This window comes from Stenotrophomonas sp. PS02289, assembly GCF_029960115.1.
Classification (GTDB): domain Bacteria; phylum Pseudomonadota; class Gammaproteobacteria; order Xanthomonadales; family Xanthomonadaceae; genus Stenotrophomonas.
This window is the reverse complement of record NZ_JASCOZ010000118.1, coordinates 1-13,572: the sequence shown is the minus strand read 5'-3', so window position 1 is coordinate 13,572 and position 13,572 is coordinate 1. Positions and strand designations below refer to the sequence as shown.

At 65.0% G+C, this 13,572-nt stretch carries 16 protein-coding genes and 1 tRNA gene; 1 reads left to right on the top strand and 16 read right to left on the bottom strand.

Annotated elements, in window-relative coordinates; all coding sequences use genetic code 11:
- Positions 1-108: 108 nt before the first annotated feature.
- The 16 genes from QMX83_RS15395 to QMX83_RS15320 all read right to left on the bottom strand — a co-directional run bounded on the left by QMX83_RS15395 (position 109) and on the right by QMX83_RS15320 (position 12,802).
- Complete coding sequence (locus tag QMX83_RS15395) at positions 109-864, bottom strand: hypothetical protein (RefSeq protein ID WP_282297515.1); 756 nt, start codon at positions 862-864, stop codon at positions 109-111.
- Positions 861-1,421 (bottom strand): hypothetical protein, encoded by a 561-nt coding sequence (locus QMX83_RS15390; RefSeq protein ID WP_282297514.1) that lies wholly within the window; start codon positions 1,419-1,421, stop codon positions 861-863. Before QMX83_RS15390 ends, QMX83_RS15395 begins: the two co-directional genes overlap by 4 nt.
- Positions 1,422-1,613: 192 nt before the next feature.
- Positions 1,614-1,688, bottom strand: a tRNA-Val gene (locus QMX83_RS15385).
- A 67-nt stretch (positions 1,689-1,755) separates the two neighbouring features.
- Entirely contained in the window at positions 1,756-2,109 is a 354-nt protein-coding gene (locus tag QMX83_RS15380; RefSeq protein WP_282297513.1) for a PilZ domain-containing protein, read from the bottom strand.
- A complete protein-coding gene (locus QMX83_RS15375) occupies positions 2,110-3,063 on the bottom strand; it encodes a DNA polymerase III subunit delta' (protein ID WP_282297512.1) in 954 nt (317 codons plus the stop codon). It abuts the gene before it with no gap.
- Entirely contained in the window at positions 3,056-3,724 is a 669-nt protein-coding gene (tmk, locus tag QMX83_RS15370) for a dTMP kinase (RefSeq protein WP_282297511.1), read from the bottom strand. The genes QMX83_RS15375 and tmk overlap by 8 nt, the downstream gene beginning before the upstream one ends.
- Positions 3,721-4,785 carry an endolytic transglycosylase MltG gene (mltG, locus tag QMX83_RS15365; RefSeq protein ID WP_282297510.1) on the bottom strand — a complete coding sequence of 355 codons (1,065 nt, stop codon included), beginning with the start codon at positions 4,783-4,785 and terminating at the stop codon, positions 3,721-3,723. Before mltG ends, tmk begins: the two co-directional genes overlap by 4 nt.
- Before the next feature lie 176 nt (positions 4,786-4,961).
- Positions 4,962-6,317 (bottom strand): aminodeoxychorismate synthase component I, encoded by a 1,356-nt coding sequence (locus QMX83_RS15360; protein WP_282297509.1) that lies wholly within the window; start codon positions 6,315-6,317, stop codon positions 4,962-4,964.
- Positions 6,318-6,476: 159 nt separating this feature from the next.
- The gene (fabF, locus tag QMX83_RS15355) at positions 6,477-7,739 is read right to left on the bottom strand and encodes a beta-ketoacyl-ACP synthase II (RefSeq protein WP_125361352.1); all 1,263 of its coding nucleotides are present in this window, start codon (positions 7,737-7,739) and stop codon (positions 6,477-6,479) included.
- Positions 7,740-7,845: 106 nt separating this feature from the next.
- Positions 7,846-8,085 (bottom strand): acyl carrier protein, encoded by a 240-nt coding sequence (gene acpP, locus QMX83_RS15350; protein WP_005415509.1) that lies wholly within the window; start codon positions 8,083-8,085, stop codon positions 7,846-7,848.
- Between the two features lie 152 nt (positions 8,086-8,237).
- Positions 8,238-8,981, bottom strand: a complete 744-nt coding sequence (gene fabG, locus QMX83_RS15345) for a 3-oxoacyl-ACP reductase FabG (RefSeq protein WP_282297508.1) — start codon at positions 8,979-8,981, stop codon at positions 8,238-8,240.
- Between the two features lie 28 nt (positions 8,982-9,009).
- On the bottom strand, positions 9,010-9,954 hold the full coding sequence (gene fabD, locus QMX83_RS15340) for an ACP S-malonyltransferase (protein ID WP_282297507.1): 945 nt from the start codon (positions 9,952-9,954) through the stop codon (positions 9,010-9,012).
- 106 nt (positions 9,955-10,060) lie between these two features.
- Positions 10,061-10,843, bottom strand: a complete 783-nt coding sequence (locus tag QMX83_RS15335; protein WP_282297506.1) for a serine/threonine protein phosphatase — start codon at positions 10,841-10,843, stop codon at positions 10,061-10,063.
- A gap of 85 nt (positions 10,844-10,928) precedes the next feature.
- On the bottom strand, positions 10,929-11,906 hold the full coding sequence (locus QMX83_RS15330; protein ID WP_282297505.1) for a beta-ketoacyl-ACP synthase III: 978 nt from the start codon (positions 11,904-11,906) through the stop codon (positions 10,929-10,931).
- Between the two features lie 84 nt (positions 11,907-11,990).
- Positions 11,991-12,185, bottom strand: coding sequence for a 50S ribosomal protein L32 (gene rpmF / locus QMX83_RS15325; protein WP_125361342.1), 195 nt, complete (start codon positions 12,183-12,185; stop codon positions 11,991-11,993).
- 107 nt (positions 12,186-12,292) lie between these two features.
- The gene (locus QMX83_RS15320) at positions 12,293-12,802 is read right to left on the bottom strand and encodes a YceD family protein (RefSeq protein ID WP_282297504.1); all 510 of its coding nucleotides are present in this window, start codon (positions 12,800-12,802) and stop codon (positions 12,293-12,295) included.
- A gap of 113 nt (positions 12,803-12,915) precedes the next feature.
- On the opposite strand from QMX83_RS15320, the gene QMX83_RS15315 reads away from it, so the two are divergent.
- Entirely contained in the window at positions 12,916-13,488 is a 573-nt protein-coding gene (locus QMX83_RS15315; protein WP_282297503.1) for a Maf family nucleotide pyrophosphatase, read from the top strand.
- The last annotated feature ends 84 nt before the right edge of the window (positions 13,489-13,572 follow it).

The window sequence follows — 13,572 nt, the reverse complement described above, 5'->3', positions numbered from 1 at the left end:
ACTGCGGGCGCGTGCATGGCGCGAAAGCCCCTGGCCGCGGGTAATTAGGAGAGAGGCCGGCCGGGCGCGCGGCGCGCCGCGCGGAACCTGGTTAGCGCCCTTGGACAACTAGTGTTTTGAGATCAGCTCTTGCTCAACGAGCCGAGCTCCATATGGCGTGATCATAATTGAGTCACCCTTGATTTCGATTAGGCAGTCCTTGAACAATTTCTCAAGCACTCGCGCCCTAAATCCTCCGCCGTACTTAACCCATGCGCGCGCGTCCCCAATCTTGACCCAACCAGGAGTTGCATAAAGAAGGATCAACACCTTCTTTGCTGCCGAAAGACTGGGATCCAAAACTCTCTTTACACCATCAACCTCCCATACCAGCGGATGAACTCGCTCGGCCAGAACGTCGACGGCACTCTGAGCTTCTTCTATCGAGACTTGATGTGTGACACGAATGAGCTCCGCGACGATCCACGCTGCAGCCTCACGAACCAGGGTCGCATCCATCTTGTTGGAAACAACATCGCCACCCACATGACCGACATTTCTGTTGTTCCTCACCTCGTACAACGAAGGGAGCAAGCGTGGAATAAGTATTCGTATTGAACGATCACCTACCGCCAAGGGTGCTAGAGATTCCAAACTGCGACATGCTTGAACGAAGTTTCCCGGCTTTTGGGGTGCATCAGGATAGACACCTGTAAGCATCCCATTGATCACCGTATATGCCACCTCGCAGAATCTTCCCGCATCCAATGATGCCAACTTCCATCGCCCTTCGGCGTACGCGACGCATATGCCTACGTACTCTTGAATAAGCGGATCGCGAAGCGCCGCCGGAATTTGAGCGAGGAGAAGTCCCGAGTTGATCACTCAACCTTCCCTACCGACTTCTTCTTTCTTTTAGCTGGAGCAGCCTTTCTCGACGATCCGCTGAAGCCACTCTCCACTGCTGCCTCCCCCACTTGAGTGAGATAGGACTGACTACCTTCATCATGTATCCACGCGGATTTGACCGCATTGTTGTAGTCCCGAGCATAATTCGGACCAGGCGACGTCAATTTAGCTTTTGCAAAGTAAGGCTGGAGATCTGACTTCGAAAAATGCTGATTTCCTTCGAATTGCTCCCTGTAGTAGGCAAAACAGGCAATCCGCTGCGCATTTGTTGTGGGATTTTTTTCCTTTAGGAGTTCGACCAGAGAAATTGGCTTACCCGTTGCCTGACGCTGTCGGGCAGGCTCAAGTGAATCCAAGGCCGCAGCTTCAGAAGTTGGCATGGAACTTCTTGGCGGAGGTAGCGCTGCCGAAATTCCAAATAGGGCAACTACCGATTGCACCACTCGGGCGCGTTCTTCAGGAGATAACGGCATTAGAGCTTTTACAACTGAGGAATTCGCATCTGCGACCTTGGAAAGATCTTCTTCAGCCATAGCACACCATCCTTAGGCGTAGCCCACAAGCCGGGCAATGGCCATCATTACCCCAAACCGCCCCCCAAAGCTACTGAATGATTGGGCTGGCCACTTCTGTCTCCCGACCCGCAAGCCGGGTTGACACAATGTCGGATTATTCCAAAACAAAAAAGCCGACCCAGAAGGTCGGCTTTCTTAGATTCCGCAACATGGTGGGCGGTACAGGGATCGAACCTGTGACCCTTGCCGTGTGAAGGCAATGCTCTACCGCTGAGCTAACCGCCCGGTGTGTTGCTGAGCCGCTCATTATAGGGCGGATTTCGTACTCGTCAACGCTTTTTTACAATTGCCTTCACATCGTGTGCGTGGGCTTGTCCGAGTTCAGCGTACCGGCCAGCGCGGTCTCGATCTTGTTGCGCACGTTCTCGCCTTCCTGGCCGTCGGCCAGCTGCACGCCGATGCCGGCGCTGCGGTTGCCCTGGGCACCGGCCGGGGTCACCCACACCACTTTGCCGGCCACAGGCAGGCGCTCGCTGCTGTCGGGCAGCGTCAGCAGCAGGAAGACCTCGTCACCCAAGAAGTAACGCTTGGGCGTGGGCACGAAGATGCCGCCGTTCTTGATGAACGGCATGTAGGCGCTGTACAGCGACGCCTTGTCCTTGACGGCCAACGACAGGATGCCTTGGCGGGCGTTGGTGGCGCTCATTTATCTATTCCCCTTTGCGTGCCGCTCGTTGACCTTGTTCCATGCCAACAACAATTCCACCACCGCCAGATCGGCGCGCACGGTAGTGCGCAACATATCGCGGGTACGGTTGGCGGCGTCGAACCAGGCCCCCAGCTTGTTCAATCGCTCCGCATCGGTCAAGCCACCGCCGCTGGCTTGTGCCAGGGCGAGGTCGGCGGCGAAGCGCAGACGCAGGGCGGCGTGCTCGTCCGCGCACCAGCGCTGGGCCAGCTCCACCGCGCTGCTGCGGCCGGCGACCAGTGCCTCCAGGTCGCTGGCGACCTGCCGGCGCAGGGTCAGGCCGTCGTACTTCAGCCAGTCGTCGGCCAGCCCGGGGTGGCCGCGGGCGGCGTCCAGGGCTTCGCGGGCGCTGGCCTCGCTGTGGCCCTGGGCCTGCAGCCAGGCCAGCGCTTCCTCGCGCGGCGGCAGCTTGAATTCCAGGCGCTGGCAGCGGCTGCGTACGGTGGCGGGCAGGCGCGCAGGGTCGCTGCTGATCAGCCACAGGTAGCGCCCGGGCTGGGGCTCTTCCAGGGTTTTGAGCAGGGCGTTGCAGGCGGCGCGGTTGATGGCGTCGGCGGGGTCGACGATGACCACCTGGGCGACGCCATACTGCGGGGTCAACGCCAGCTTCTGCGAGATCTCGCGGACCTGCTCGATGACGATCTCGGTGCGCAGCTTGTCGCCGGTCTTGTTCGGAATGAACGACACCTGCTGCAGATCCGGGTGGGTGCCGGCGGCAATCAGCTGGGCAGCGCGCTGGGCGGCAGCGGGTTCGCCGCGCTCGAGGACGTGCTTGGCCAGCTGTAGGGCCACCTCGGCCTTGCCGAGGCCGGCCGGGCCGCAGATCAGCAGGCCGTGGCCGAGACGGCCGGCGTCGAGCGCGGCGACGGTCTGGTCATAGGCGCGCTGCTGCCAGGGGGAGAACTCAGCCATTGCCGCCCTCCTTGGTCAGGTAGGCATCGATGGCGGCCACCACCTGGGCGGCGACGCCGGCCTGGTCCTGGCTGGCGTCGATCACGCGGAAACGCCCGGGCTCGGCGGCGGCGCGCTGGCGGAACACGGTGCGCACGCGCTGGAAGAAGTCGTCCTGCTCGCGCTCGATGCGGTCCGGGCCTTCGTCACGGCCGCTGGCGCGGGCGCGGCCGACGGCCACATCGACGTCCAGCAGCAGGGTCAGGCCGGGCTGCAGGCCGACGGTGCGGCGCTCCAGTTCGGCGATGAAGGCCGGGTCGAGGCCGCGCCCGCCGCCCTGGTAGGCGTAGCTCGAGTCGGTGAAGCGGTCGCTGAGCACGTAGGTGCCCTGGGCCAGTGCGGGTTGCACGACCTGGCGCACGTGCTGGGCACGGCCGGCGAACACCAGCAGCAGCTCGGCCTCGGCGCTCAGTGGCTCGGCGGCGATTTCGGGGTCGGGGGTCAGCACCAGCGCGCGGATGCGCTCGGCCAGCGGGGTACCGCCGGGCTCGCGGGTGAGCAGCACGGTGTGGCCGTGCGCTTCCAGTGCCTGCCGGATGGCGTTGAGCGCGGTGGTCTTGCCCGCGCCCTCCCCGCCTTCCAGGCTGATGAAATGCGGGTGGCGTTGCAGATCAGAGGTCATTGCGGTTGTGCCTGCTGCTGCGCGCGTTGCTGGCGCAGCTGCTGCAGATAACGGGCTACGGCGGTGTTGTGGTCGGCGTAGTTGGCCGAGAACACGTGCGCGCCGCTTCCATCGCCGACGGCGACGAAGTACAGCGCATCACCCGGCGCGGGCTGCGCGGCAGCGTGCAGCGCGTCGCGGCCGGGCATGGCGATCGGCGTGGGGGTCAGGCCGGCGCGGGTGTAGGTGTTGTACGGCGTGTCGGTGGTGAGGTCGCGCTTGCGGATGTTGCCGTCGTAGCTGCTGCCGATGCCGTAGATGACAGTGGGGTCGGTCTGCAGGCGCATGCCGATTTTCAGGCGGCGCGCGAACACGCCGGCAATCTGCGGACGCTCGCTGGCCAGCGCGGTTTCTTTTTCGATGATGGAGGCGAGGGTGAGCAGTTCGTACGGGGTGTTGAGCGGCAGGTCGTCGCTGCGGCTGTCCCAGGCGATGGCCAGTTCTTTCTCCATGGCGGCGTGGGCGCGCTTGAGCACGTCGACGTCGGTGTCGCCTCGCTGGTAGACGTAGGTTTCCGGCAGGAAGCGGCCTTCTGGGTGCTGGCCGGGGAAGCCGAGCTTGGCCATCAGTGCGCTGTCGTCGAGCTCGTCGGTGGTGTGCACGAGGGGATCGGCGCGCTTGAGCGCGGCGCGCAGCTGGCGGATGTTCCAGCCTTCAACGATGGTGACGCGGTGCTGCACGACGCGGCCCTGGCGCATGCGGGTGAGCAGTTCGCGCGGGGTGAGGCTGTTGTCGAGGGCGTATTCGCCGACCTTGAGCTTGCCGGCGGCGTCGAGCTGGCGGGCCAGCAGCTGCCACTGGGTGTCGGTGCCTTCGTCAACGCCGACCTCGCGCAGTTTGCGCACAACGGTGTTGAGGCCGTCGCCGGGGGCGATGATCACGGCCGGTTGGTCCGGGGTGATGGGTTCGTCGGCGAAGCTGGATTGGGATTGCCAGAACCAGAGGCCGGCGGCGGCTAGGGCCAGTGCGCCGAGCAGCAGCACTGTGAGGATGGTGAGGCAACCTCGTTTTGCACCTGCCATGGGGGTCCTTTTGCGCTTGTTTCGGTTGTTACGGGTGGTTCGGTTTTTCCGGGCAGCCGGGCAAGCCCGGCTCTACGGGGCATTCCCGGCGTTTCATTCGGCCGAGCATGTCCGGCGGTTCGAACGGCCCGGGCATGCGCGGGAGCACGCCGTACAGGATACAGGGATGCGATGTGTCAGTCGTTGCGGCCCAGCGCGCGCATCAGGCCGCGGGCTTTGGCGCGGGTTTCGTCGAGTTCCTTGGCCGGATCTGAATCGACGACGATGCCGGCACCGGTGCGGAAGGCGGCCTGCGGGCCGGCGACTTCGGCGGTGCGGATGAGGATGTTCAGGTCGAGGTCGCCGTCGCGGTTCAGCCAGCCGAAGGCACCGGTGTAGGCCCCGCGCGCGGTCTGCTCGAGCTCGGCAATGATCTGCATGCAGCGCACCTTGGGGCAGCCGGTGATGGTGCCGCCGGGGAAGGTGGCGGCGATCACCTGCCCCGGGGTAGTGCCGGGCAGCAGGCGGCCGCGCACGTTGCTGACGATGTGGTGCACGTGGGCGTAGCTTTCCACGGTCATCAATTCATCGACCTCCACGCTGCCGGGGCTGCAGATGCGACCGAGGTCGTTGCGTTCGAGGTCGATCAGCATCACGTGCTCGGCGCGCTCCTTGGGGTGGCCGACCAGCTCGCGGATGCGCTCGGCGTCATCGTCGCCGGCGAAGCGCGGGCGGGTGCCGGCGATCGGACGGGTCTGGACGTCGTCGCCATGCACGGACACGAGGCGCTCGGGCGAGGAGCTGACCACTGCCCTGCCCTGCGCGATGAACAGGCCAGCGAACGGCGCGGGGTTGGCCACGCGTAACTGGGCGTACAGAGCGTGCGGGTCGAGAGCTTCGCTGAACTGGGCGACCCAGCGGCGCGAGAGGTTGACCTGGAACACGTCGCCGGCGCGAAGGTAGTCGATGACCTTTTCCACGCCGCCGGTGAAGCGTGCGGGCGCGTCTTCGTCCATCTGCTGCGGCGGCTGCCAGGTCGGCAGCGCGGGCTGCGCTGCGGCGGCCTGCAGGTCGGCCAGGAGGGTGTCCAGCAGGGCCTCGCTGCCGGTTTCGCACACGGCGTGGTACTGGCCGAGCACGCGGTCGTGCAGCACGCCTGCGGGGCAGCGCAGGGCCAATGCGGAAGGCAGGCCGTCAGCGCGGGTGGGCAGCGCCAGGACGGTTTCAATCTGGCCAGCAAGTTCGTAGTCGAGCATCAGCGCCCAGCCGCCGCGGAACGGCAGACCGGTCTCTTCGCGGGGCAGACGCTCGGCGTGCCACTGGGCGTCGAGCACCTGCAGGAAGGTGCCGGCGTGGGCGGTGCCGGTTTCGTCGCGGACCACGCCGTCGTTGTGCAGGGCCAGCATGGGGCCACTGGCCATCAGCAGCAGGTCCCAACGGCCCTGGGCCGTGCCGGAGGCGGTGGATTCCATCAGCAGCGGGTAGCGGTCGGGGGCTACGCGTTGCAGGGATGGGAGGTCGGTGGTGGCGGGTAGCGGGCGGGTTTGGAACATGGCGGTGATTCGACCGGAAGCGTTAGGAACGTGATGGTTCGTTGGCCGAGGGCCGTGGCGGGCATTGTGCGGGCCGGCCAACGGCCGGCGCTACCGGTGAAAGCATCAAGGCCGCCTGTTTAGGCGGCCTTGATGGATTTTCTACGTGCTGCTCAAACCTCAGACGCGCTTGAACACCAGCGTGCCGTTGGTGCCGCCGAAGCCGAAGCCGTTGGACATGACCACGTCCACGGTGGCTTCGCGGGCGACGTTGGGCACGTAGTCCAGGTCGCAGCCTTCGCCCGGCTGTTCCAGGTTGATGGTCGGCGGGATGATGTTGTCGCGGATCGCGAGCACCGAGAAGATGGCTTCCACACCGCCGGCCGCGCCGAGCAGGTGTCCGGTCATGCTCTTGGTGGAGCTGACCATCATCTTGTAGGCGTGGTCGCCGAAGGCGGTCTTCATGGCCATGGTTTCGCCCAGGTCGCCCAGCGGCGTGGAGGTGCCGTGTGCGTTGAGGTAACCGACCTGGTCCGGCGTGACGCCAGCGTCCTTCAGGGCCATGGTCATGCAGCGGGCGGCACCTTCGCCGTTCTCGCTGGGCGCGGTCATGTGGTACGCGTCGGAGCTGGCACCGAAGCCGGCGAGCTCGCAGTAGATCTTCGCGCCACGCGCCTTGGCGTGTTCGTACTCTTCCAGGATCAGAATGCCGGCACCGTCACCCAGCACGAAGCCGTCGCGGTCCTTGTCCCACGGACGCGACGCCTGTTCCGGCGCGTCGTTGCGGGTGGACATGGCCTTCATCGCACAGAAGCCGCCCAGTGCGGTCGGCGACGAGCCACGCTCGGCACCGCCGACCACCATCACGTCCGCATCGCCGTACTGGATCATGCGCATGGCGGTGCCGATGGAATGATTCGAGGTGGCGCAGGCCGACACGGCGGAGAAGGACGGACCCTTCAGGCCGGTGATGATGCTCAGCTGGCCCGGCAGCATGTTGATGATGGTCTTGGGCACGTAGAAGGGCGAGATCTTCTTGCCCTCGTGGAATTCGATGGTCTGCTCTTCAATGCCGAGCAGGCCGCCGATGCCGGCACCGACGATCGCGCCGATGCGCTCGGCATTGGCGTCGGTGATTTCCAGGCCGGAATCGTGCAGGGCCATGAACGAAGCGCCCAGGCCGTAATGAATGAACGGGTCCATCTTCTTGGCATCTTTGCCACTGACCCGGAATTTTCCGAACTGTTCGTTGTCGGCGGTGATGTCGAATCCTTTGACCTCACCTGCAATCTTGGTGGTGAAACGCTCCAGGTAGGCGTCTGAAACATTGGTCAGCGGACCGATGCCGGAACGGCCTTCGGTGATGCCCTTCCAACTGGTGGCCAGATCATTGCCCAACGGCGAGACCATGCCCATGCCGGTAACGACGACGCGACGCTTCATTTCAGATTCTCCTGACGCTTACAAATACACAGGGCCGCAAGTGCGGCCCCATGGGGGTGCCGTTGCGCGTGGTGGAAAACCACTCACGCGCTTCAGCCGGCTGACATCAGGCCTTGACGTGCGCCTTGATGTAGTCGATAGCCGCCTGCACGGTGCTGATCTTTTCGGCTTCTTCGTCCGGGATCTCGCACTCGAATTCTTCTTCCAGCGCCATCACCAGCTCAACGGTGTCCAGCGAGTCAGCGCCGAGGTCATCGACGAACGATGCGCTGTTGGTGACTTCTTCTTCCTTGACGCCAAGCTGTTCGACGACGATTTTCTTGACGCGTTCTTCGATGGTGCTCATTGGATATCGCTCCAGATGGAGTAGTGGTTCAAAAGTATTGCCATCGGGTTGTGATGGCCGTGGGATAGTGTAGTGGAAACCACCGGCCCCATGCATTCTTGCAAAAGGCCAAGTGGATCAACCACTTGCGGCGCAGTCCCTGCGCCACATGCTTACGGCATGTACATGCCGCCGTTCACATGGAGGGTTTCGCCGGTGATGTAGCTGGCCGAAGGGCCGGCCAGGAACGCCACCGCGTTGGCGATATCAGCCGGCTCGCCGAGGCGTTCCAGCGCGATGCTTTTGACCAGACCGGTGCGCTGCTCTTCCGGCAGGGCCTTGGTCATGTCGGTGTCGATGAAGCCGGGAGCGACCACATTGACGGTGATGTTGCGCGAACCGATTTCCTTGGCCAGCGACTTGGAGAAGGCAATGATGCCGGCCTTGGCGGCGGCGTAATTGGCCTGCCCGGCGTTGCCGGTGACACCGATGACCGAGGCGATGTTGATGATGCGGCCCTTGCGGGCCTTCATCATGCCGCGCATCACCGCCTTGGAGGTGCGGAACACGCTGGTCAGGTTGGTGTCGAGAATGGCCTGCCAGTCCTCTTCCTTCATGCGCATCAGCAGGTTGTCGCGGGTGATGCCCGCATTGTTGACGAGGATGGAGATGGCACCGAATTCCTTGGTGATGCCATCGAGCACGGCGTCCAGCGCGGCAGCATCGGTGACGTTCAGCGCGCGGCCGTGGCCACCCAGTGCGGCCAGACGCTCGCCAATGGCGGCAGCACCGGCTTCGGTGGTGGCGGTGCCGATGACGGTGGCGCCCTGGGCGGCCAGCGTGTCGGCAATGGCGGCACCGATGCCACGGCTTGCGCCAGTGACCAGTGCGATTTCACCCTGCAGGGGCTTGCTCATGAATCTGTTTCCTTGAATGACGTGGAGCTCAGGCGGCCCAGGTTTCGCGGGCAGCTTCAAAGTCGGCAGGCGTGGACAGCGTACGCGCGTCCAGGCCCTTGTCGATGCGCTTGATCAATCCCGTAAGCACCTTGCCCGGGCCGCATTCGGCCACGCGGGTCACGCCGCGGGCGGCCAGCGCCTGCACGCAACCGGTCCACTGCACCGGCTGGTACAACTGCTGCACCAGCGCCTGACGGATGGCGTCCACGCCGTCATGGACGCGCGCGTCCACGTTCTGCACCACCGGCAGCGCCGGAGCCTGCCACTGCAGGCCGGCCATGGTTTCGGCCAGGCGGTTGGCGGCTTCGCGCATCAGCGGGGTGTGCGAGGGCACGCTGACGGCCAGCTTCACCGCCTTGCGCACGCCCTTTTCGGCCAGCAGCGCCAGCGCGCGGTCGACCGCGGCAGCGTCGCCGCCGATGACGATCTGGCCGGGCGAGTTGTAGTTGGCGGGGACCACCACCTGGCTGCCGGCGGCCTGTTCACAGACCTCCAGCACCAGGGCGTCTTCGGCACCCAGCACGGCGGCCATGGCACCGACGCCGGCCGGGGCCGCGTCCTGCATCAGCTGGCCGCGCAGGCGCACCAGGTGGGCACCGTCGCGCAGGGTCAGCGCGCCAGCGGCCACCAGGGCGGTGTATTCACCCAGGCTGTGTCCGGCCAGCACGGCCGGTTTGGCACCGCCGACCGCCTGCCACGTGCGCCACACGCCAATGCTGGCGGCCAGCAGCGCAGGCTGGGTGTATTCGGTGCGGTTGAGCATTTCTTCGGGGCCGCCCTGCGAGAGCGCCCACAGGTCCACGCCGGCACCGTCAGAGGCTTCGGTGAAGGCTTCACGAATCTGTGGGTGCAGTTCGGAGAGCTCGGCCAGCATGCCCAGCGACTGGGAGCCCTGGCCGGGGAACACGAAAGCAAGAGTGGAATCGGTCACGCGGGGGTCCGCCTGCAAAAATCGAACGGCGAATGATAAGGGGGTTTAGCCGCCTTCGTCTGTACTGGCGCGTATGTGCGGCCTGAGGCCGCACCCGCCGCCGACGTCACACAAACAGCTGCAGGACGTCCAGTTCGCCGTCGGCAAAGAAGTCCACGCAGATCGCCAGCAGCATCACCATGCCCAGCGTGGTGGCTCCGTGCACGATCAGAATGGCGTGGGCCAGCGCGCGCGCCGAGCGGCCCATTTTCAGGCTGAAGCGGGCCAGCCGCTGCAGTCGGCCGGAGACCGCGTGGGCGTGCGCCAGCACCGGGCTGTCCACGCCGTCCATGGCCTGCGCCATCAGTTCCTGCAGGCGCTCGGGGCGGTGCTCGTAGTACTTGGCCACGCCATAGCCGAACATCAGCCAGTCGCGGGCCTGGGCCTGGGCCAGGTCCATCACTTCCAGCGGGTCTTCCTCGAAATCAATGAAGCCGATGCTGTGGCCATCCCAGGTCAGATTGCGCGGCAGCGGCTGGCCGAAATAGGCCCCGCTGCGGTGTGCATTGGCAATGGCCTGCATGGCGGCCGCCACCAGCACGTCGCGGCCGGCGTCATCGGCCTGGCGCAGGCAGGTGTTGAACGAGCTGCCGTTGTCGCCCAGCACCAGCGCGGCGTGGCCGCTGCCGATGACGTGCGGCACGTTGACGCCCTGCGCGAGCAGTTCTGCCAGGCGGCGGGCCTCGGTTTCACGGGCGGCGTCCCCGCCCCGGTGCGGCGGCGGGCGCAGCGCATCCAGCTCGAAACGGTTGGCGATGAAGCGCAGCAGGCCCAGCGCGACGGCGCGGCTGCCCTCGCCGTACTGCTTGAGCCAGGCGCGCTGCCCTTCAATGACAATGGGCTCGACCATGAGGTGTCTCCAGAAATGCGAACGGCCCCAAACGGGGCCGTGTGAAACGCAGGCGGCACAAGGCCGCGCGTCACCGTTTAACGCATTAATAACGCAGCAGAGCCGAACCCCACGTGAAGCCGCCACCGAAGGCTTCCAGCAGCAGCAGCTGGCCGCGCTGCACGCGACCGGAGCGCACTGCGGCGTCCAGCGCCAGCGGCACCGAACCGGAGGAGGTGTTGCCGTGCTTGTCGACGGTGACCACCACCTGGTCCATGGACATGTCCAGGCGCTTGGCGGTGGCTTCAATGATGCGCAGGTTGGCCTGATGCGGAATCAGCCAGTCCAGGTCGCTCTTGTCCAGGCCGTTGGCCTGCAGGGTCTCGTCGACCACCGAATCCAGCGCCTTGACCGCGTACTTGAACACGTCGTTGCCCTTCATCAGGATCGCGCCGCGTGCGTTTTCCGCTTCGCCGAAACCGGTGGAAACGCCCACCGGGTTCCACAGCAGCTCTTTCTTGCTGCCGTCCGAATGCAGGTGGGTGCTGAGAATGCCGGTGTCTTCGTCGGCCTTGAGCACCACCGCGCCCGCGCCGTCACCGAACAGCACGCAGGTGGTGCGGTCGTTCCAGTCGACGATACGGGTCAGGGTTTCCGCACCGATCACCAGCACATGGCGGGCATCACCGGAACGGATGAATTTGTCGGCCACGCTCAGCGCGAACACGAAGCCCGAGCAGGCAGCGTTCACGTCAAAGGCGGGGCAACCACTCACACCGAGCTTGGCCTGGATCAGGCACGCGGTGGAGGGGAAAATGAGATCGGGAGTGGTGGTACCCACCACGATCATGTCGAGCTGCGAGGCCTCGATACCGGCGGCCTCCAACGCGCGCACCGCGGCGTGATAGCCGAGGTCGCTGGTGGTTTCGCTGTCAGCGGCAATGTGCCGTTCGCGAATACCGGTGCGCGTCTGAATCCACTCATCGCTGGTGTCGACCAATTTCTCCAGATCCTGGTTGGTCAGCACTTTTTCGGGCAAATAACTACCGGTGCCCGCGATCCTCGAGTAGATCCGCTTGCTCATTGCAATTCCTGAAACGCGGCCGCAACGCGGCCTGGAAGAAAGGGCAAAGGCCGCCGCCCGACCGGGCAGCGGCCTTTACACACATCAATCTTCTTCGACCGCCGAGGTCTTGGTGGTGATCACCTTCTTGCCACGGTAGAAACCGTCAGCAGTGATGTGATGACGCAGATGCACTTCGCCGGTGGTCGGGTCGGTCGACAGCTGCTTGGCGCTCAGGGCGTCATGCGAACGGCGCTGGCCGCGGCGGGACGGGGTAACACGGGATTTCTGCACAGCCATGGGATTGCTCCAAACTCGGTTCGTTTTGCTTCGTCGTTTCGTCGCACAGGACGCCAGCGCCCAGCACAGTCTTCGCTTTCGCCGCAGCCGCCGACGACAACCGGCTGCTATTGTTTCTTCAACGCCGCCAACGCCGCGAACGGGTTGGCCTTGCTTGTTTCTTCTTCGGTCGGTGCCCAGTCACGGTTGACCGCCTCACCATCGGGCGAAAGCGGCACCACCGGAACGGCCAGGACCAGTTCGTCCTCGACCAGGTCCAGCGGACGCAACTCGCCATCCTCGGGCACCAGCAGCGCTTCGTACTCTTCCGGCAACGCTGCTTCTTCAGCTTCGTCGCGGACAAGGCCAAGACGCTGCACCACATGCACCGGCAACAGGAATCGCTGCATGCTGCGCTGACAGGTCAGCGGCAGCTCGGTGGTGAGGGTCAGTTCCACATAGGATACCCGCACGATCTCGTCGCGTCCGAATTCCAGTGCATAGGTGCACGTTCCTTCGGTATCGGCAACAAGGCCTTGCAGGCGGGTCAGGTCAGCCAGGTTGACCTGGCCTTCGAAGCGCCTGCGCGCTGCGACCATCCGCCAGGCATCCAGCAATTCGGGCACGTTCGCGGACATAAGCCGCTGAATGTTAAGGACCGCAAAGGCAGTTGTCAAATACTGCCCGGCCCACGCAATTCAGAGGCCGTAAGGCCAACGGTCGCGCCCCACCGGTCGGGTACCATTATCACATGAACCCGCTGCTGCTTGCCTCCACCTCCCGCTACCGCCGCGAACTGCTGGAACGCCTGGGCCTGCCGCTGGAGACAGCCCGCCCGGACGTGGACGAGACCCCTGCCCCCGGCGAGGCTCCCGCTGCCTTGGCGGCCCGCCTGGCCCGGGCCAAGGCCGCCGAAGTGGCGGCGCGGCACCCGGGGCGCTGGGTGATCGGTTCCGACCAGGTCGCCGAGCTGAACGGCAACCCGCTGGGCAAGCCCGGCACTGTCGAGACCGCGCACGCCCAGCTGGCGGCGATGTCCGGGCAGGCGGTGGCCTTCCATACGGCCGTGGCCCTGCAGTGCGACGACCGGGTGCTGGAGGCCTGCGATCTGACCACGGTCCGTTTCCGCGTCTTGCAGGCGGATGAGATTGAGCGCTACGTGGCCACCGAGCGTCCGCTGGACTGCGCGGGCAGCTTCAAATGCGAAGGATTGGGAATCACCCTGTTCGAGGCGATCGAGAACCGCGACCCGACCGCCCTGATCGGGTTGCCGTTGATCGCGGTGGCGGCCTTGTTGCGGGAAGCGGGTTACCGGTTGCCGTGACCGGCGGACGGTGTCGGCACCACCTGGGCCGGCCAACGGCCGGCGCTACCAGACGGATATCGCGTGCATTCGATGTACCGGTAG